At 59.4% G+C, this 17,565-nt stretch carries 15 protein-coding genes; 5 read left to right on the top strand and 10 right to left on the bottom strand.

Annotated features, from left to right (window positions below; all coding sequences use genetic code 11):
- Positions 1 to 212: 212 nt before the first annotated feature.
- On the top strand, positions 213 to 1,535 hold the full coding sequence (locus tag BLU52_RS05485; RefSeq protein ID WP_090282256.1) for a putative porin: 1,323 nt from the start codon (positions 213 to 215) through the stop codon (positions 1,533 to 1,535).
- Positions 1,536 to 1,678: 143 nt separating this feature from the next.
- Here the strand turns inward: BLU52_RS05485 and BLU52_RS05480 are convergent, their stop codons facing one another.
- The 5 genes from BLU52_RS05480 to aceK all read right to left on the bottom strand — a co-directional run bounded on the left by BLU52_RS05480 (position 1,679) and on the right by aceK (position 10,085).
- Positions 1,679 to 1,915, bottom strand: a complete 237-nt coding sequence (locus tag BLU52_RS05480; RefSeq protein WP_090282255.1) for an anti-sigma factor family protein — start codon at positions 1,913 to 1,915, stop codon at positions 1,679 to 1,681.
- Positions 1,909 to 2,520 (bottom strand): RNA polymerase sigma factor, encoded by a 612-nt coding sequence (locus tag BLU52_RS05475; RefSeq protein ID WP_090282254.1) that lies wholly within the window; start codon positions 2,518 to 2,520, stop codon positions 1,909 to 1,911. The genes BLU52_RS05480 and BLU52_RS05475 overlap by 7 nt, the downstream gene beginning before the upstream one ends.
- 137 nt (positions 2,521 to 2,657) lie before the next feature.
- Positions 2,658 to 3,779 carry a beta-ketoacyl-ACP synthase III gene (locus BLU52_RS05470; RefSeq protein ID WP_090282253.1) on the bottom strand — a complete coding sequence of 374 codons (1,122 nt, stop codon included), beginning with the start codon at positions 3,777 to 3,779 and terminating at the stop codon, positions 2,658 to 2,660.
- Positions 3,780 to 4,106: 327 nt separating this feature from the next.
- Positions 4,107 to 8,018, bottom strand: a complete 3,912-nt coding sequence (hrpA, locus tag BLU52_RS05465) for an ATP-dependent RNA helicase HrpA (protein ID WP_090282252.1) — start codon at positions 8,016 to 8,018, stop codon at positions 4,107 to 4,109.
- Between the two features lie 345 nt (positions 8,019 to 8,363).
- Positions 8,364 to 10,085 (bottom strand): bifunctional isocitrate dehydrogenase kinase/phosphatase, encoded by a 1,722-nt coding sequence (gene aceK, locus BLU52_RS05460; protein ID WP_090282251.1) that lies wholly within the window; start codon positions 10,083 to 10,085, stop codon positions 8,364 to 8,366.
- Positions 10,086 to 10,291: 206 nt separating this feature from the next.
- Here aceK and BLU52_RS05455 point away from each other — a divergent pair, with 206 nt between their 5' ends.
- Positions 10,292 to 11,200, top strand: coding sequence for a DMT family transporter (locus tag BLU52_RS05455; RefSeq protein WP_090282250.1), 909 nt, complete (start codon positions 10,292 to 10,294; stop codon positions 11,198 to 11,200).
- Between the two features lie 125 nt (positions 11,201 to 11,325).
- Here BLU52_RS05455 and BLU52_RS05450 read toward each other — a convergent pair whose 3' ends face one another.
- Positions 11,326 to 12,186 carry a DMT family transporter gene (locus BLU52_RS05450; protein WP_090282249.1) on the bottom strand — a complete coding sequence of 287 codons (861 nt, stop codon included), beginning with the start codon at positions 12,184 to 12,186 and terminating at the stop codon, positions 11,326 to 11,328.
- Between the two features lie 443 nt (positions 12,187 to 12,629).
- On the opposite strand from BLU52_RS05450, the gene BLU52_RS05445 reads away from it, so the two are divergent.
- Together BLU52_RS05445 and BLU52_RS26625 are read left to right on the top strand one after the other, a co-directional pair.
- The gene (locus tag BLU52_RS05445; protein WP_090282248.1) at positions 12,630 to 13,175 is read left to right on the top strand and encodes a hypothetical protein; all 546 of its coding nucleotides are present in this window, start codon (positions 12,630 to 12,632) and stop codon (positions 13,173 to 13,175) included.
- Positions 13,172 to 13,372 (top strand): hypothetical protein, encoded by a 201-nt coding sequence (locus tag BLU52_RS26625; RefSeq protein ID WP_157720677.1) that lies wholly within the window; start codon positions 13,172 to 13,174, stop codon positions 13,370 to 13,372. The genes BLU52_RS05445 and BLU52_RS26625 overlap by 4 nt, the downstream gene beginning before the upstream one ends.
- Before the next feature lie 48 nt (positions 13,373 to 13,420).
- Here BLU52_RS26625 and BLU52_RS05440 read toward each other — a convergent pair whose 3' ends face one another.
- Positions 13,421 to 14,359 (bottom strand): aspartyl/asparaginyl beta-hydroxylase domain-containing protein, encoded by a 939-nt coding sequence (locus tag BLU52_RS05440; RefSeq protein ID WP_090282247.1) that lies wholly within the window; start codon positions 14,357 to 14,359, stop codon positions 13,421 to 13,423.
- 181 nt (positions 14,360 to 14,540) lie between these two features.
- Positions 14,541 to 15,515: a cysteine synthase A gene (gene cysK, locus BLU52_RS05435; protein ID WP_090282246.1), complete on the bottom strand. Its 975-nt coding sequence runs from the start codon at positions 15,513 to 15,515 to the stop codon at positions 14,541 to 14,543.
- A 140-nt stretch (positions 15,516 to 15,655) separates the two neighbouring features.
- On the opposite strand from cysK, the gene BLU52_RS05430 reads away from it, so the two are divergent.
- Positions 15,656 to 16,732 (top strand): DUF748 domain-containing protein, encoded by a 1,077-nt coding sequence (locus BLU52_RS05430; protein WP_090282245.1) that lies wholly within the window; start codon positions 15,656 to 15,658, stop codon positions 16,730 to 16,732.
- On the opposite strand, the gene BLU52_RS05425 is transcribed toward BLU52_RS05430, so the two are convergent.
- Positions 16,729 to 17,226 (bottom strand): helix-turn-helix domain-containing protein, encoded by a 498-nt coding sequence (locus BLU52_RS05425; protein WP_090282244.1) that lies wholly within the window; start codon positions 17,224 to 17,226, stop codon positions 16,729 to 16,731. The two genes, BLU52_RS05430 and BLU52_RS05425, sit on opposite strands and share 4 nt — an antisense overlap.
- Positions 17,214 to 17,444 carry a DUF4160 domain-containing protein gene (locus tag BLU52_RS05420; protein WP_090282243.1) on the bottom strand — a complete coding sequence of 77 codons (231 nt, stop codon included), beginning with the start codon at positions 17,442 to 17,444 and terminating at the stop codon, positions 17,214 to 17,216. Before BLU52_RS05420 ends, BLU52_RS05425 begins: the two co-directional genes overlap by 13 nt.
- Positions 17,445 to 17,565 lie beyond the last annotated feature (121 nt).

Genomic DNA, 17,565 nt, shown 5'->3' with positions numbered 1-17,565 from the left:
CCATCGCGACGACAGTGCTCTAGCCCGATAGTTCAGGGCGCATCGCGATCGTCATCAACCTGCCATCACCGTGCCACTGCTCTGTCATAAACGATCGCGATACTGGCGCCTGTTTTTAGAGCGCCGGGTTCTAGCCCGGACACAGTTTTCCGACGTCAACGTCGGTTGTGCCCAGGATGGTTCAGCCATCCCTTTCATCTTCGGAGATTGCTATGCGTCTTGCTTCCACGAAAACTGCGGCAGCCCTGTGTGGCGGCCTGTTGCTGGCCATGAGTGTTCCGGCCAGTGCCGCAGTCGACGCCAAACTGCTCGACATGCTCAAGGCCAACGGTTCGATTTCCCAGGCGCAGTACATCGAACTGCAAACGGAGCTGGCCAAGGATCAGAAGGCTCAGCAAATCGCCCAGCAGGCGCAGCAAGAGACCAACGAACAAGTCGCGGCTGTCGCCAGGAAGAGCAACGAACAAAGCGCCTTCGACCAGAAACTGGCCTGGGCGGCCAAGACCCAGTTCAAGGGCGATGTGCGTATCCGTCAGGAAACCATCAAGATCGACGGCGAACCGAACAACGGCGGCCGCGACAAGGACCGTCAGCGCATCCGTGCCCGTCTGGGCGCCTATACCGAGATCAACCCGCAGGTCGACACCGGCATTCGTATCGCCACTGGCGGCGGTGACGACGCGCGTTCGACCAACCAGGACCAGGACAACTACTTCGACAAGAAGCAGATCTGGCTCGACCTCGGCTACATCGACTACCACCCTGACCAGATCAAGAACCTGCACGTCATCGGCGGCAAGATGCTGCAACCGTGGGTGAGCATGGGCGACGTTATCTGGGACAGCGATATCAACCCGGAAGGTCTGGCACTCACCTACAAGTATCCACTGGGCGGCAGCGCCGAGCTGTTCGGCAGCCTGGGTAACTACAACCTCAAGGACAACGTCGACGGCGACGGCGTACAGTTCCGCCATGACCTGCGACTGACCGCCGGCCAGTTGGGCAGCCGCTTCAACATCACCGATAACCTGAAAGTGACTCTGGGCGGCAGTGTCTACGCCTACCAGAACGACGACGACAGCCGTTGCACCGGTACTTCGACACCGTGCGCCCTGGCCGTCAACGGCAACTCGGCCAACAACGAATTCCGTCTGTATGAAGGGTTCAGCCAGGTCGACATCGGCGGTCTGCCGATGCCACTGTCGTTCTACGGTCAGTACGTGAAAAACAACGATGCCGTGACCGATCAGGACACCGCCTGGCTGCTCGGCGCGAAATCGAAAGTGTTCGGCCTGAACCTCGACTACAACTACCGCGACGTGCAGCGCAACGCCGTGGTCGGTGCCTTCACCGATTCCGACTTCGCCAACGGCACGACCGGTTCGCGTGGTCACAAGTTCAAGGTCGGTTACGACATCGACAAGAACTTCGCCATCGGCGCGACCTACTTCCTGACCAAGGCCGACTTCGCCAGCCGCGGTCAGCGTGATGCAGATGCCAACACCCTGCAACTGGATGCCGAAGCCAAGTTCTAAGAACCAGCTTCAGGCTTCGAGCGACAAGCTGCAAGTCACCGCTCCCCTTGCGGCTTGTCGATCGAAGCTGGTTTTCCTGCAGCCCGGTGCCGCTTCAGCGATCCCCATCATCCGTTCGCTGGCGCTACACCGGGCTGATTTTTTCAGGAATTCTCGTCGCGCCTCTGCGTCGCCAGACGTTCAGCCAGGGCATCCACTCCCTGTTCCGGTTTCTCCGGCATCGCCTTCAGTGTCGCCTGCATCAAACGCATCTGCCGCATGAAACGCCGGCAGTTGGGGCAGAACATCAAGTGATGGCGCACCATCAGCTTTTCCCGAAAACTCAACTGGTCATCGAGATAATCGCTGGAGCGCGCCACTTGTTCCTTACAGGTCAGCATTCTCCGGTCTCCTCAAAATGCTCCACGGTCGCGAAGACTTTCAGCCGCGCACGATGCAGCAGCACACGCACGTTGGAGAGCGAGATCTCCAGAAGATTACAGATTTCTTCCAACTCCAGTCCCTGACGCTCGCGCAACAGCAAGACGCTGCTCTGCAGTTCCGACAGGCTCAGCAGCGTGTGCTCCAGACAGTCGCGCAATTCGCCTTCGGTGAGCAGCGCTTCGGGCGTGTCCTGATGCCAGGCGAACGGCGCCACCAGCCAATGGCCGTCAGCCGAGGAAAAACGATCATCGTCGATGCTGCCGTGAGGCGACGGCAAATCATCCATCAGCACTTCGCGGCGATTGAGCTTGTAGCGACTTTTCGCCGAATTGGCGGTGATGGTCAGCAGCCAGGTCTTGAGGCTGGAACGCCCCTCGAAGCTGCCGAGATGGCGCACCACCGACAGCCAGGCGTCCTGCACCACCTCTTCGACATGGCGCTGGCCGACGATGGCATAAGCCACGGCGCGCATGGCGCTCTGATACGTCGTCACCAGTTCCTTGAATGCCTGTTGCTCGCCGGCCAGCAGGCGCGCGAGCAGGAGGTTATCGTCAGCTGCCATCCATCATCCCCTTGTTCCGATTCCATAGACGAACACGGCAGGTCATGGACCTGCCGCTCTCTGCGGAAAAATTACAGCGTTAGAGCCGATTCGGATGTAGGAAAGGTCGCCGCGATTAAGCGGAAATTAAACCGATTTCACCGCTTGCGCAGAATCACGCTGCCGATCGAATAGCCCGCACCGAACGAACTGAGCACCGCCAGCGAGCCGGAGGCGAGGTCGTCCTGATATTTGTGGAATGCAATCACCGAACCGGCCGAACTGGTGTTGGCGTAGGTGTCGAGAATCACCGGCGCTTCCTCTTCGGTGGCTTCGCGGCCGAGCAGTTTGCGCACGATCAGGTGGTTCATGCTCAGGTTGGCCTGGTGCAGCCAGAAGCGCTTCACGTCGGCGACATTGAGCTGGTTTTCCTGCAGATGCTCGCCGACCAGTTCGGCAACCATCGGGCAAACGTCCTTGAACACCTTGCGGCCTTCCTGCACGAACAGCTTGTCGCGCGTGCCAATGCCTTCTTCAGCCGCACGGTTGAGGAAACCGAAGTTGTTGCGGATATTGTTGGAGAACTTGGTCAGCAGCTTGGTGCTGACCACGTCGAACTGGTACTTGGAGGTGGCCAGATCGGCCCGCTCAATGATCACGGCCGTGGCGGCGTCACCGAAAATGAAGTGGCTGTCACGGTCGCGGAAGTTGAGGTGGCCGGTGCAGACTTCCGGGTTGACCATCAGAATCGCCCGCGCCTGGCCCAGTTGCACACTGTTGGCCGCTGCCTGAATGCCGAAGGTCGCCGAGGAGCAGGCGACGTTCATGTCGAAACCGAAGCCCTGAATGCCCAGCGCTTCCTGGACTTCGATGGCAATGGCCGGATAGGCTCGTTGCAGGTTCGAGCAGGCAACGATCACGCCGTCGATATCGGCGGCGGTCTTGCCGGCACGCTGCAAGGCTTGCTCGGCCGCGCCCACGGCCATCTGGCAGAGCACCGACCATTCGTCGTTGGAACGCTCCGGCAGGCGCGGGGCCATGCGTTGCGGATCAAGGATGCCGTCCTTGTCCATGACGAAGCGGCTCTTGATGCCCGAGGCTTTTTCGATGAACGCGGCGCTGGATTCGGTCAGGGCCTGGATTTCGCCGCTGGCGATGGCCTCGGCATTGTCGGCATTGAACCGGGCGACATAGGTGTTGAAAGATTCCACCAGCTCTTCGTTGGAGATGCTGTTGGCCGGGGTGTACAGGCCGGTGCCGCTGATGACGACGTTATGCATGCTCGTTTCTCTAATCTGTTCAGGCAGAAAGTGCTGGAACCGTCGTACCAACACACAAAGGGTCTATTGCCGTCCGGGGGACGCAAACCTGGCATCGTTTTATTCCACGGCGCGACACGGCGAAGGCTCTGGGTCGCGAAACCGGCGTTTATGGTGGCGAAGTTTGCCATAAACCCAGGGTTTTGGCGCCATTCTCCTGCCAAACGCCGCTCCCCCTGTAGGAGTGAGCCTGCTCGCGATAGCGATCTGTCTGCCAGTGATAATGTGACTGACACACCGCAATCGCGAGCAGGCTCACTCCTACAGGGGATTGCGCATGGCTCGAGATCAAGGCTCGACCTGGCTCCACTGCTTGCTCAGGCGCTTATCCGAGATCGGCACTTTCGTGCCCAACTGCTGGGCGAACAGCGAGACGCGGTATTCCTCCAGCCACCAGCGGTACAACTCAAGCTGCGGATCGCGTTTGCCTTCCTGCGCATGCTTGGCCGCACGGGCCTGGTATTGCGCCCAGAGGCCGGCGAGTTCGCTGCTCCAGACCCGGTCCTTCTGCAATTGCGCAGCAAGCTTGTCGAAGCGCTGTTCGACTGCTTTCAGGTAACGCGGCAGCTCCTTGAGCCACTGCATCGGCGTTTCACGGACGAACCCCGGATAAACCAGATGGCCGATTTGCTGCTTGATGTCATTCAGCGCCACAGCCTGAGCCAGGTCGATCTTGCCCTTGAAGCGTTTTTGCAAACCGTGCCAGAGCTTGAGAATCTCCAGCGCCAGGCGTGCCACGCGCTCGGCGTGCTCGGTCCAGTTGCCGCGTTTGCGCTCGGCCAGTGCCGCCAGACCGGCACCGTCACGGGGCAACGGGTCTTCGCCGTCAAGGATGCAGCTGTCGAGACTGGCCAGCAGAATGTCCTCCACCAGCGCATCGACGCGGCCCAGCTCACGATAGAGCAAGCCCAGCTCGGTCTGCCCCGGTAACTTGCCGCGCAGGAATTTGGCCGGCTCGGCCAATTGCTGCATCAGCAAGCGCTGCAAGGCTCGCCGATGCTGGAACTCGGCCTCGGCCGGCGTCGAGAAGCGCCCTTCCTTGACCGTACCGCCCTCCTCGACCAGCGCCGGATACACCGTCATCGACAGGCCGGCAATCTTTTGCTGAGTCTTTTCCGCCACCGGCGCGAAGACTTTCGCCTCCACCGGCTGCTGACTCTTGGCACTCTGCGGCACCGCCAGTGCCGCCTGGCTGGCTTCGGCAAAGCGCGCGGTCAGCTCGGCCAGATCGCGGCCTTCGCCGAGGAACTTGCCTTGGCCATCGACGATTTCCAGGTTCATGCGCAGATGGCTTTCCACCTGCTGCGCAGCTTCCGCCCACGCCTCGTCGCTGACCCGCGCACCGGTCATGCGCAGCAGTTCACGACCAAGCGCTTGCGGCAGCGAACCTTCGGCGAAGGTCATGCGCTGCAACGCGGCTTTGATGAAATCCGGCACCGGCACAAAGTTCTTGCGCAGGGCTTTCGGCAGATTGCGCACCAGCGCAATGCATTTGGCCTCGATCAGCCCCGGCACCAGCCACTCCAGGCGCTCCGGCGGCAGCATCGGCAACAGCGGCGCCGGCACTCGCAGGGTCACGCCGTCGCGCGGGTGATTGGGTTCGAAGTGGTAGGCCAGCGCCAGTTCCAGATCGCCGATGTGCAGCGTGTCCGGGTAATCGCGTGCGGTGACTTCACTGGCCTCGCGAGCCAGCACGTCCTCCTCGCGCATGATCAGCAGTTGCGGGTCTTTCTGGCTGTTGACCTTGTACCAGCTATCGAAGGTCGCAGTCTGGTGGATCTCGGCCGGCAAACGTGCGTCGTAGAACGCGTATAAGGTTTCTTCGTCGGCAAGAATGTCACGGCGGCGCGCCTTGGCTTCCAGTTCGTCGAGCTGCTCGAGCAATTGCTGGTTGGCGCTCAGGCATTTGGCTCGGGACTGAATCTCGCCGCGCACCAGGCCCTCGCGGATAAACAGCTCGCGCGACACCACAGGATCGACCGGGCCGTAATGCACCGGGCGCCGGCCGACGACGATCAGGCCGAACAAGGTGATCTGCTCGAAAGCCACCACCTGACCGCGCTTCTTTTCCCAGTGCGGTTCGAAGTGGTTTTTCTTGATCAGGTGCCCGGCCAGTGGTTCGATCCAGTCGGCGTCGATCTTGGCGACCATGCGCGCATAGAGCTTGGTGGTTTCCACCAGTTCAGCGGCCATCAGCCATTGCGGGCGCTTTTTGCCGATACCCGACGACGGATGAATCCAGAAGCGTCGCTGCCGTGCGCCGAGGTAATCGCCGTCTTCGGTTTTCTGGCCGATCTGGCTGAGCAGGCCGACCAGCACCGCTTTGTGCAGTTTCGGATAGTCGGCCGGCTCTTTGTTCAGGCTTAGCTGCATGTCGCGGCAGATCAGGCTCAACTGGCGATGCGAATCGCGCCATTCGCGCAAGCGCATGTAATTGAGGAAGTTTTTGCGGCACCAGTTGCGCAGCGGACTGGCCGTCAGCGCTTGGCGCTGCTCTTCAAAACCGCGCCATAGATTGACCAGTCCGGCGAAGTCGGAATCGCTGTCTTTCCATTGTGCGTGGGCCTGATCGGCCGCTTGCTGGCGCTCCGGCGGACGCTCGCGCGGGTCCTGAATCGACATGGCGCTGGCGACGATCAGCACTTCCTGCAGGCTGCCGAGTTTCGCCGCTTCCAGCAGCATGCGGCCCATGCGCGGATCGACCGGCAGGCGCGCCAATTGGCGACCCAGCGGCGTCAGCTGACTGTTACGGTCGACTGCCGAAAGCTCCTGCAACAGGTTGAACCCGTCGCTGATCGCCTTGCCATCCGGCGGCTCGATGAACGGGAACGCGGTAATTTCGCCAAGGCGCAGGTGCAGCATCTGCAAGATAACGGCGGCGAGGTTGGTGCGCAGGATTTCCGGATCGGTAAATTCCGGGCGACCGAGGAAGTCTTCCTCGCTGTACAGGCGCACGCAGATACCCGGCTCGACCCGGCCGCAACGGCCCTTGCGCTGATTGGCGCTGGCCTGGGAAATCGCCTCGATCGGCAAGCGTTGAACCTTGGCGCGGTAGCTGTAGCGGCTGATGCGCGCGGTGCCGCTGTCGATCACGTAGCGGATGCCCGGCACGGTCAGCGAGGTTTCTGCAACGTTGGTCGCCAGGACTACGCGGCGACCGGGGTGCGACTGGAAAATCCGCTGCTGCTCAGCCGGCGACAGGCGCGCGTACAGCGGCAGAATTTCGGTATGTTTGAGCTGCGCCTTGCGCAACATGTCGGCGGCATCGCGGATCTCTCGCTCGCCAGGCAGGAACACCAGCACATCGCCGGGACTGCGGCGTTCGCTGCGCTCGTAAGCGGCGATCTCATCAAGAGTGGCGAGAATCGCCTGATCGACGGTCAGGTCGTCCTCGACCCGGTTGCCCTCCTCGTCCTGCTCCAGTGTCAGCGGGCGATACCAGGTTTCCACCGGGAACGTGCGGCCGGACACTTCGACAATCGGCGCATCGTCGAAGTGCCTGGAAAAGCGCTCCAGATCGATGGTCGCCGAGGTGATGATGACTTTCAGATCCGGACGGCGCGGCAGCAGGGTTTTCAGGTAACCGAGGAGGAAATCGATGTTGAGGCTGCGTTCGTGGGCTTCGTCGACGATGATCGTGTCGTAGCGTTCCAGATAGCGGTCGTTCTGGGTTTCCGCGAGCAGGATGCCGTCGGTCATCAGCTTGATCAGGGTATTGGCGTCACTCTGATCCTCGAAGCGCACCTGATAGCCGACCAGCGCCCCGAGCGGTGTGCCGAGTTCTTCGGCGACGCGACTGGCGACACTGCGCGCAGCGATTCGACGCGGCTGGGTGTGGCCGACCAAACCGTGCTGGCCGCGACCGATTTCCAGACAGATCTTCGGCAACTGGGTGGTTTTGCCCGAACCGGTTTCGCCGGCGATGATCAGCACCTGATGCTGTTCCAGGGCCTTTTTGATTTCGTCACGCTTGGCCGCGATCGGCAGGCTGTCGTCGTAACGAATCACCGGCAGGCTGGCCTTGCGCGCCAGCACCTGATCACAGGACGCCTGCATGCGCGCCACCCACTGAGCCAGTTTCGCCTCGTCGGGTTTCTTGCGCAGCTCAAGCAACTGCCGGCGCAACCGGTGACGGTCGGCGAGCATGGCGTGATCGAGGTTTTTCAGCAGTTTGTCGATGGAGGGCGATTCGTCGGTCATCGGGTAGGCAATTCGGTCGTCTGTTAATGCAGGGGGGCGATTGTGGCAGAAAAGCAGCTGTCAGCGCCAAGCCGCAAGCTGCAAGTTAAAAGCCGCTGTGACTTGTAGCTTGAAGCTTGCCGCTTGCCGCTGCTTTTCTAGCGATCGTTCCCACGCTCCGCGTGGGAATGCAGCCGGGGACGCTCTGCGTCCCAGAAGCGGACGCGGAGCGTCTGATGAGGCATACCCACGCAGAGCATGGGAACGATCAGGAAAAAGCAGCTGTCAGCGCCAAGCCGCAAGCTGCAAGTTAAAGCCGTAGCGGCCTTTAGCTTGAAGCTTGAAGCTTGTAGCTTGTAGCTGCCGTCATTCGTTATTGAGGCCCTTGCGCCGATACGGGAAGACGTCAATGACTTTCCCGGCGCGAATCGCCTCTTGCAGGCTTTTCCAGTAGTCGGCGTCGTACAACTCGCCATGCAACTGATCGAACAGCTTGCGCTGCCCGGCATCGGCAAACAGAAACGGCGGAAACTCCTCGGGAAACACGTCCAGCGGCCCGATCGAGTACCACGGTTCGGATGCCATTTCATCTTCCGGCGTGCGCGGCGCGGGGATGTGGCGGAAGTTGGCCTCAGTCAGGAAACAGATCTCGTCGTAGTCATAAAACACCACCCGCCCATGTCGGGTGACGCCGAAGTTTTTCAGCAGCATGTCGCCGGGGAAAATGTTCGCCGCCGCCAGTTGCTTGATCGCCAGACCGTAATCCTCCAGCGCCTCGCGCACCTGAGCCTCGTTGGCATTTTCCAGGTACAGGTTGAGCGGGGTCATGCGCCGCTCGGTCCAGCAGTGGCGGATCAGCACCGTCTCGCCTTCCACCGAAACCGTCGAGGGCGCGACTTCGAGCAATTCCTGCAGACACGCCGGCTCGAACTTGCTCAGCGGAAAACGGAAGTCGGCGAATTCCTGGGTATCGGCCATGCGCCCTACCCGATCGACACTTTTCACCAGTCGGTACTTTTCGATCACCGTGGCGCGGTCGACATTTTTCGACGGTGAGAAACGGTCCTTGATGATTTTGAACACGGTGTTGAAACCCGGCAGGGTAAACACACTCATGACCATGCCGCGCACGCCCGGTGCCATGATGAACTGATCGTCGGTATTGGCCAGGTGATTGATCAGCGCGCGGTAAAACTCGGACTTGCCGTGTTTATAGAAACCGATCGAGGTGTACAACTCGGCGATGTGCTTGCCCGGCAGAATGCGCCGCAGAAAACCGATGAACTCGGCCGGCACCGGCACGTCGACCATGAAATACGAACGGGTAAACGAGAAGATGATCGATACGTCGGCTTCGTCGGTGATCAACGCATCGATCTGAATCCCCCGTCCTTCGCGGTGCAGCAACGGAATCACCAGCGGCCATTGCTCGTCGCGGGTATAAATGCGCCCGACCAGATAGGCGCCCTTGTTGCGGTACAGCACCGAGGAAAACAGCTCCACCGCCAGTTCCGGGTCCTTGCACACCCAGTCCGGCAGGTTTTCCCGCAGTTGTGCTTCGAGCCGACTAAGGTCGCCGGGCAGATCGGCGTAATCCTCACTGAAGCGGAAGTCGGCGAAGATACTGGCGAGCATGCCCGACAGTTGGCCCTGCGGCTTGTAGGTGCGGGTCTGCGCGGCGCGGGCACGACGCAAGGTCGGCCGGGTGGTGTGGATGAACATGCAGCCATCGCTGATCAGGTCATGGCTGAACAGTCCGCAGAAAATCGAGTTGTACCAGGTCTCTGACAGCTCATCGTCGAAGCGCAGGTCGATCACACTGATGTAGGCGCTTTTGACCAGCGGCCAGCAACTGACATTCATCAACGTCTGTTCATCGAAATGCTCGCGCAGGCGCGCAACGGTTTCGCCGACCTTTTCCTCGTAGAGGCTGATCCGCGCCGCCGAGGCAGTCTGGGCTTCTTGCCAGCGGGCCTGCTCGAAACGCTCGCGGGCACCGTCGGTGATACGCCGGAAATGCTCGCGGTAATCGTCGAAGCCAGCGAGGATCATGCGGGCGATGTCGGTGGCTGGCCATTGCTGCGGCATGGGTGAAACCTCGGCGCGAATTTGGTTCGCTTGAGCTTAGTCACGGAAAGGCTCACAGGAAAAGTGCAATTTCAGCCAAAACCGATACCGGCTTGCCCAACAAGCCCACTCGTGCTGGGTGATGCGAAATTAAATGCCCGATTAGCGGTTGCCATGGCCAGGGCACTCGGCAACACTCTCGTCCCGATCAAGGAAGGAGACCTGCCGTGAGCCCTGTCGATATTTTCCGCATGTTGTCGCTGGCCGCTATCTGGGGCGCGAGTTTTCTGTTCATGCGCATCATTGCGCCAGTGATCGGCACCATTCCGACCGGTTTCTTCCGGGTGTCGATTGCGGCCGCCGGCTTGCTGGTCATCCTCGGGCTGATGCGCATCAGCTGGGATTTCAAAGGCAAACTGAAAACCGTGATGCTGCTGGGCGTGATCAACTCGGGGATTCCGGCGACGCTGTACTCGGTGGCGGCGCAAGTATTGCCGGCCGGTTATTCCGCGATTTTCAATGCCACCACGCCATTGATGGGCGTGCTGATCGGCGGTTTGTTCTTCAGTGAAAAGCTCACCGCAGCGAAACTGGGCGGAGTGTTTCTCGGCTTGTTCGGCGTCGGCGTGCTGACCCGCGCCGGCCCGGTGGCTTTCGACCTGCAACTGTTGATGGGCGCTGTCGCCTGTTTGCTCGCGACCACTTGCTATGGCTTTGCCGGGTTCCTCGCACGGCGCTGGCTGGATCAGGCCGGCGGGCTGGACAGTCGCCTCTCGGCGCTGGGCAGTATGCTCGGGGCAACGTTGTTTCTACTGCCACTGTTCGGCTACAGCGTCATCACTGCACCGCCAGTGAGCTGGGGCGGCTGGCACGTCTGGCTGTCGCTGCTGGGGCTTGGCCTGGGTTGCACGGCGTTTGCCTACATCATCTATTTCCGCCTGCTCAGCTCGATCGGCCCGGTGAAGTCGATGACCGTGACCTTCATGATTCCACCGTTCGGGGTGTTGTGGGGGGCGTTGTTGCTGGATGAGCCGCTTTCAATGGCGCACGTGTATGGCGGGGTTCTGATTGCGCTGGCGTTGTGGCTGGTGTTGAAACCTGCGGTGGTGAAGCCAGCAGTGGTGGCTGATCGTTAATTGCGTTGGTGGCGAAGATCGCTATCGCGAGCAGGCTCACTCCTACAAGTTGAAATGCGTTCCCCCTGTAGGAGTGAGCCTGCTCGCGATGGCGGCCGAACAGCCACCGTCGCAATTGAAGGTCATTAAGACTTACGAAACACAAACCCCAGACCAACAATAATCAACAACATCCCCAGCACACTCAACGCCGCCAGGCGATTGCCGAAAATCAGGTAATCCATCAGCGCCGTCACCGCCGGTATCAGATAAAACAGACTGGTGACGTTGACCAGATTGCCCCGTGCGATCAAGCGATACAGCAACAGCGTCGCCAGCACCGAAACCACCAGCCCCATCCACAACACCGGCACGATGAACCCTGCGCTGTGTTCGAAGTGGAACGGCTGAAACGGCACGAATATCCCGCACAGCAACAGCCCGGCCAGATACTGCACCGGCAGTGTGCCGAGCGGATTGTCAGTGATCCGTTTCTGCATGATCGAGCCCAGCGTCATGCTCGCCAGCGCCAGCAGACCGAACAGCATGCCGGCCCAGGACATCCCGGCCAGACCGATCCCCTGATACACCACCATGATCAGCCCGGCCAACCCCAGCGCCAGTCCGAACATCCGACTGGTCGAGCGCTGCCGTTCCATGAGTACCACCGTGAGGATCGGCTGCACGCCCATGATGGTGGCCATCACGCCTGGCGTGACTTTGCTGTTCAAGGCCAGCAGATAAAAAATCTGATAGGCCCCCAACAGCACCACTCCCGTCGCGATCGCGAACAACATCGGCTTGCAGCCCTTGGGCAACTTCAGTTTGAGCAGCGGCGCCAGCAGCACCAGCCCGCACAAGGCAATCGCAAAGCGGATCAGCAAAAAGGCGAACGGTGAAGCGTGGGCCAATCCCCACTTGGAGAAAATCGCTCCGCTGCTCCACAGCAGAACGAACAGGCTCGTGGACGCCGCCGCGAGCGCGGATTGTTTCGAAAGGACAAACATGAATACCACCTGTAGTCAGGCACAAAGCCAACTCAGCCGAAGCTGAAATTCAGTAGGTTTTTCTGGCGGGCGCAGGGGTCAGCAAAAAACTGCCGATCAGCCCGAAACGCCAACGCCCGGCGGTGCTACAACTGCGCGCACCGGCGTGCTACTGACAGGTGGGGGGTAATGGCTGATCTGCACAGGCTGCTGATTCCCGCACGGCACGACGCCAGCGTTGACCGCTGAATCGACTACCGCGTTGATGTGGGATGCAGGCATTGGTGCGGATCTCTTTGGAAGGAACGTGAGTCGTCTGATTCACGAGCGCCGACTATAACCAGCGCGGGACACAGATTGCAATGACTTGGGCAAAGGGCCGCTAGCGACACTGCGGTGCCGGGTGATTAGGGTAATTGGCGGTGGCAACGGATTGCCAAGAGACAAGGAATGCAAGAGATCACATGCCAAGGGAACGGACGTATTTGCGGTATCAGGTGTATCGGTCAGAGGCCAGAAAGCAAATTGGTCTGGAAATCGCCCGATTACAGACGAGAATTGGGTCGACCGACGCTGCTGCCGTCGATCTATCACACATACGCTTTGAACCTATAGATGCGCAAGCGCTGCGCGCTTTGGAACTCTGGGAGGAGCCGCATTTTTTCTGGCATGAAGTCATTGCGTGGAAAGCACGTGAACCGCAGTCGCTGGATATTGCAATCTGGTTTGAAGACCAGCTCTGCGGATTGTGCTTCGCGAACCCGAACAACAGTCGGCGCCGATTACGGATCGTCAGGCTGGAGGGCCGGCCTGGCGGAACACATCCTTTGAAAAACCGCATCGGTATGTTGGCATTGATCGTAATTGAACGATATGCGCAATTCATCGGTTGTGTTGTTCTGGAAGTCCAAGAGCCCCTGAGCGGCGCGATTCCCATTTATCAAAAGCTCGGTTTCGACTTCGACAACGAAGGCCGACTTGTCAAAACACTTAGGGATCTTGTACCTTGAAAATCGATCAATTAATAACCAATTTCGGAGCTAGCATGAGTAGAGTCAGAAAAAGACCTTCCGTGGCAATGATCCGCTCAGTAAAAAACAGAAAGTCAGTTGAGCCTGAACTGACAGCCAGTCAAAAACGTTTGTTGCAGTTGCTGGCTACAGGCATCGAAGACGAGCCTTCGGTTCTGGCTGCCGGTCGACTTTGAACAAAAAACCGCTCCTAAAGGAGCGGTTTTTTATTCCCTGAGTCAACCTCAACCAAACAGCCAATACCCCAACAACGTCAGCACAACCACCGCCAGCACCGGCCGCATCACGCGGTAGGCCTTGGGATGACGGCGCTTCCATTGTTTGACCACGCCGCTGAATTTGTCGCTAAAACGCTTGCTCCAGGCGTAAGCCTGATTGATCCCGCCGACGCGTTCGTCGTCAAGGTTCTGCGGAGCAGTGGCCCGACCGAGCCAGCCACTGATGAAGCGGTTGATGCGGGTCATCACACGGTTGCTCAACGGGCGCTCGATGTCGCAGAACAGGATCACGCGAGTCTGCTCGGTTTCGTTCTTGACCCAGTGCACATAGGTCTCGTCGAACATTACGTCTTCACCGTCACGCCAGGCGTAGACCTGACCGTCGACGAAGATCCGGCAATCGTCCGAGTTCGGCGTCGACAGGCCCAAGTGGTACCGCAGTGAACCGGCGAACGGGTCGCGATGCGGGTTGAGGTGACTGCCGCCCGGCAGCAGCGCAAACATCGCGCCTTTGACGTTGGGAATCGCACTGACCAGCGCCACGGTTTTCGGGCACAGGGTTTCGGCCGATGGCAGCGGCTTGTCGTACCACTTGAGGTAGAAACGCTTCCAGCCCTTCTTGAAGAACGAACCGAAACCGGCGTCGTTGTTCTTCTCTGCGGCGCGGATATAGCCTTCGTCGAACAGGTGCAACGCTTCGTCGCGAATGGTTTCCCAGTTATCGCGCAGCACATCCAGTTCCGGAAACTTGCTGCGATCCAGATACGGTTTCGAGGGCACCCCGGAAAACAGGTACATCAAAGCGTTATACGGAGCGAACAGCGCCGAGTGGTTGACGAACTGACGCAATACCGGCAAACGCGCCTTACCGCGCAAATGCACATAAAGCGTGCTGCCCAAAAACAGCAACAGCACAAACGCCTTGGCGGCAAACGAAACGGTCATCAACAACTCCTTGAATAAAGACAACGCTGCGCATGCCTTTTACCCGGCATGGCAGCCGGCCATGATAAACACTACCGGCGCCGGGAAAAACCCGCCTGACAAGATTCAGTGTCAAGCGGTTCGCAACAAAGCATTTATTAGCACAGGGATCCTGAACCCTGGCTGACCTGCATCAATCTGCCTACTGCTGGTTCTCCTGCTCGGTGAACAAGTCGCTGAACAGCATGCTCGACAGATAACGTTCACCGGAGTCCGGCAGCACCACGACAATGGTCTTGCCCTGCATTTCCGGCGTTTCAGCCAGACGCACGGCAACCGCCATCGCCGCACCGCAGGAAATCCCGCACAGAATCCCCTCTTCCTGCATCAGGCGCAGCGCCATGGCCTTGGACTCTTCGTCGGTCACCTGTTCCACCCGGTCGACCATCGACAGATCAAGGTTCTTTGGCACGAAACCGGCGCCGATCCCCTGAATCTTGTGCGGGCTCGGTTTGATCTCCTGACCAGCCAGGGCCTGAGTGATGACCGGCGATGACGTCGGTTCCACGGCCACCGAGATAATCGGTTTGCCAGCAGTGTTCTTGATATACCGCGAAACGCCGGTGATGGTTCCACCGGTACCGACGCCCGCGACCAGCACGTCGACCGCACCGTCGGTGTCGTTCCAGATTTCCGGGCCGGTGGTCTTCTCATGGATTGCCGGGTTCGCCGGGTTATCGAATTGCGCCGGCATGAAGTATTTGTCGGCATCGCTGGCGACGATCTCGGCCGCTTTTTCGATAGCGCCTTTCATGCCTTTGGCCGGTTCGGTCAGCACCAGTTCGGCACCCAGCGCCTTGAGCACCTTGCGCCGCTCGATGCTCATCGAGGCGGGCATGGTCAGCATGAGCTTGTAGCCCCGGGCTGCGGCGACGAAGGCCAGGCCGATACCGGTATTGCCCGATGTCGGCTCGACGATGGTCATGCCCGGTTTGAGTCTGCCGCTGCTTTCAGCGTCCCAGATCATGTTGGCGCCGATCCGGCATTTCACCGAATAACCGGGGTTGCGCCCCTCGATCTTGGCCAGAATGGTCACACCGCGCGGCGCAATGCGGTTGATCTGCACCAGCGGTGTATTACCGATGGAATGGGCGTTATCAGCAAAAATACGGCTCATTGGCTGGGTCCTTGTGCAGCGTTGAATTCAGCCTTCCACGGTAAGCCTGTTGCCCATCACAGTCCAGTCGGGTCGAACGTCTGCGAACGCCGAGAGTCAATCGCAAAGAATCCTCAAGGACCTTATTCAGGAACCCTGCCATGAAGCGTCGTTACAGTTGGCCGCTATGGACCTTCGCGGGCGTCGTTGTACTGCTGCTGGCGGTGCACTTTGCCTTGCCGTATGTAGTGCGCGACTACCTCAATGACAAACTCGCCGACATGGGCGATTACCGCGGTCAGATCACCGATGTTGACCTTGCCTTGTGGCGCGGCGCCTACAAAATCAATGGCCTGAAAATCGTCAAGGTCGACGGCAAGGTACCGGTGCCGTTCGTCGATGCCCCATTGATCGATCTGTCGGTGAGCTGGCACTCACTGTGGTACGACCATGCCGTGGTCGCGCAGGTGCAATTTCTCAACCCCGAAATCAACTTTGTCGATGGTGGCGCCAACAAACAGAACTCCCAGACCGGTCAAGGCACCGACTGGCGTGAGCAACTGGGCAAACTGCTGCCAATTACCCTCGACGAGGTGCAGATCAACGATGGCCGCATCACCTTCCGCAACTTCAACTCAAAGCCACCGGTGAACATGAATGCGAGCAAGGTCAACGCGAGCATCTACAACCTGACCAACGTTGTCGACAAGGAAGGCAAACGCGATGCCCTGTTCGAAGGCAAGGCCCTGCTGCTGGGGCATGCCCCCGTCGAAGTGACCGCTACTTTCGATCCGCTGAGTGACTTCGAAGATTTCGAATTCCGCCTGCGCGCGCGCGACATCGAGCTCAAACGCATGAACGATTTCGCCGCAGCTTATGGCAAATTCGACTTCAACGCCGGCCACGGCGATGTGGTTATCGAAGCCAAGGCAGACAATGCGCGGCTGACCGGTTACATCAAACCGCTGCTGCGCGACGTTGACGTGTTCAACTGGCAGCAGGACGTGGAAAACAAGAACAAGGGCATTTTCCGCTCGATCTGGGAAGCGCTGGTCGGTGGCACCGAAACCGTGCTGAAAAACCAGAACAAAAACCAGTTCGCCACCCGCGTCGAACTCAGTGGCAATGTGCATCAGCAGAACATCAACGCATTCGAAGCGTTTCTACAGATTTTGCGCAACGGCTTCATTCAGGCATTCAACGCCCGTTATGAGCGGCCGAAGCCGGACGAGGGTTAAGGTTTACGGTTGACGATATAACGACCGCTATCTTCTGCTGCAATGGTCGACTGCTGTTGCAGCGAATCCCAGCCCAGACAAGCCAGCGCGAGCGAACGAGGCACGGCCTCGCGACCATTGCTGTAACGGCTGATGCTGCGAGCACTGACGCCCAGTGCTTCGGCGGCCTGCTGAAGTGATAGTCCCGTTCGGGCACGCCAGTCAATGAAGATCCGGGTGTTTTCGTCCAGGGCATTCTGTGCCAGCGCGTCCATATAAAGGGTGTCTGCGCCGATCTGTATATCCGGTTCAAGCCATTCAACCGCCCACCCGTCCTCGTCTAGCGTCGCAGTCGCGAACACATCGCTATCCAGCAACGGTCGTAGCCCCGGAAATCCACGAATGTCTCGTCCCAGATCGAGCGTCAGCTGCTGGCCATCAATGAACGTCAATGCCAGGCGGAAATCCGGCAGCGCTCTCACGGCAGCCAGACGAGGCCGCTTCATGGATAACATTGTTTCCAGTCCTCCAATAATTGCGCCTGATGTGTGGCTACCCATGCGAGGGCCTCCTTGACAATCAGCGGCGGTGCCTTACTCATCATCACTTCAATGGTCTCCAGGCTCAGCATCACATCAACGCCGCCACCGGTAAGGTGAACGTGAGGCGGTGGGTGATCCTTTTCCCGTAGCTGAATTCGGTATTTATCGCGAAATCGATATTTAGTAGACATGCCACAAGGCTATCGCCAAATCGGCGATACCCGAATACTGGCCATCAGCCGAGACTGAGTCAACATGTGACGCCCCATTCAGAGACTGAATACGCCGTCTGCGTTCACAGTCGACCGGGGT

It is taken from the genome of Pseudomonas granadensis (assembly GCF_900105485.1).
Classification (GTDB): domain Bacteria; phylum Pseudomonadota; class Gammaproteobacteria; order Pseudomonadales; family Pseudomonadaceae; genus Aquipseudomonas; species Aquipseudomonas granadensis.
This window is presented reverse-complemented; position numbering and strand designations above follow the sequence as displayed.

Coding starts and splice junctions, on each gene's coding strand:
- BLU52_RS05485 (WP_090282256.1), top strand. CDS start 213: ATGCGTCTTGCTTCCACGAAAACTGCGGCAGCCCTGTGTGGCGGCCTG.
- BLU52_RS05480 (WP_090282255.1), bottom strand. CDS start 1,915: ATGCTGACCTGTAAGGAACAAGTGGCGCGCTCCAGCGATTATCTCGAT.
- BLU52_RS05475 (WP_090282254.1), bottom strand. CDS start 2,520: ATGGCAGCTGACGATAACCTCCTGCTCGCGCGCCTGCTGGCCGGCGAG.
- BLU52_RS05470 (WP_090282253.1), bottom strand. CDS start 3,779: ATGCATAACGTCGTCATCAGCGGCACCGGCCTGTACACCCCGGCCAAC.
- hrpA (WP_090282252.1), bottom strand. CDS start 8,018: ATGACCGACGAATCGCCCTCCATCGACAAACTGCTGAAAAACCTCGAT.
- aceK (WP_090282251.1), bottom strand. CDS start 10,085: ATGCCGCAGCAATGGCCAGCCACCGACATCGCCCGCATGATCCTCGCT.
- BLU52_RS05450 (WP_090282249.1), bottom strand. CDS start 12,186: ATGTTTGTCCTTTCGAAACAATCCGCGCTCGCGGCGGCGTCCACGAGC.
- BLU52_RS05445 (WP_090282248.1), top strand. CDS start 12,630: ATGCCAAGGGAACGGACGTATTTGCGGTATCAGGTGTATCGGTCAGAG.
- BLU52_RS05440 (WP_090282247.1), bottom strand. CDS start 14,359: ATGACCGTTTCGTTTGCCGCCAAGGCGTTTGTGCTGTTGCTGTTTTTG.
- cysK (WP_090282246.1), bottom strand. CDS start 15,515: ATGAGCCGTATTTTTGCTGATAACGCCCATTCCATCGGTAATACACCG.
- BLU52_RS05430 (WP_090282245.1), top strand. CDS start 15,656: ATGAAGCGTCGTTACAGTTGGCCGCTATGGACCTTCGCGGGCGTCGTT.
- BLU52_RS05425 (WP_090282244.1), bottom strand. CDS start 17,226: ATGTTATCCATGAAGCGGCCTCGTCTGGCTGCCGTGAGAGCGCTGCCG.
- BLU52_RS05420 (WP_090282243.1), bottom strand. CDS start 17,444: ATGTCTACTAAATATCGATTTCGCGATAAATACCGAATTCAGCTACGG.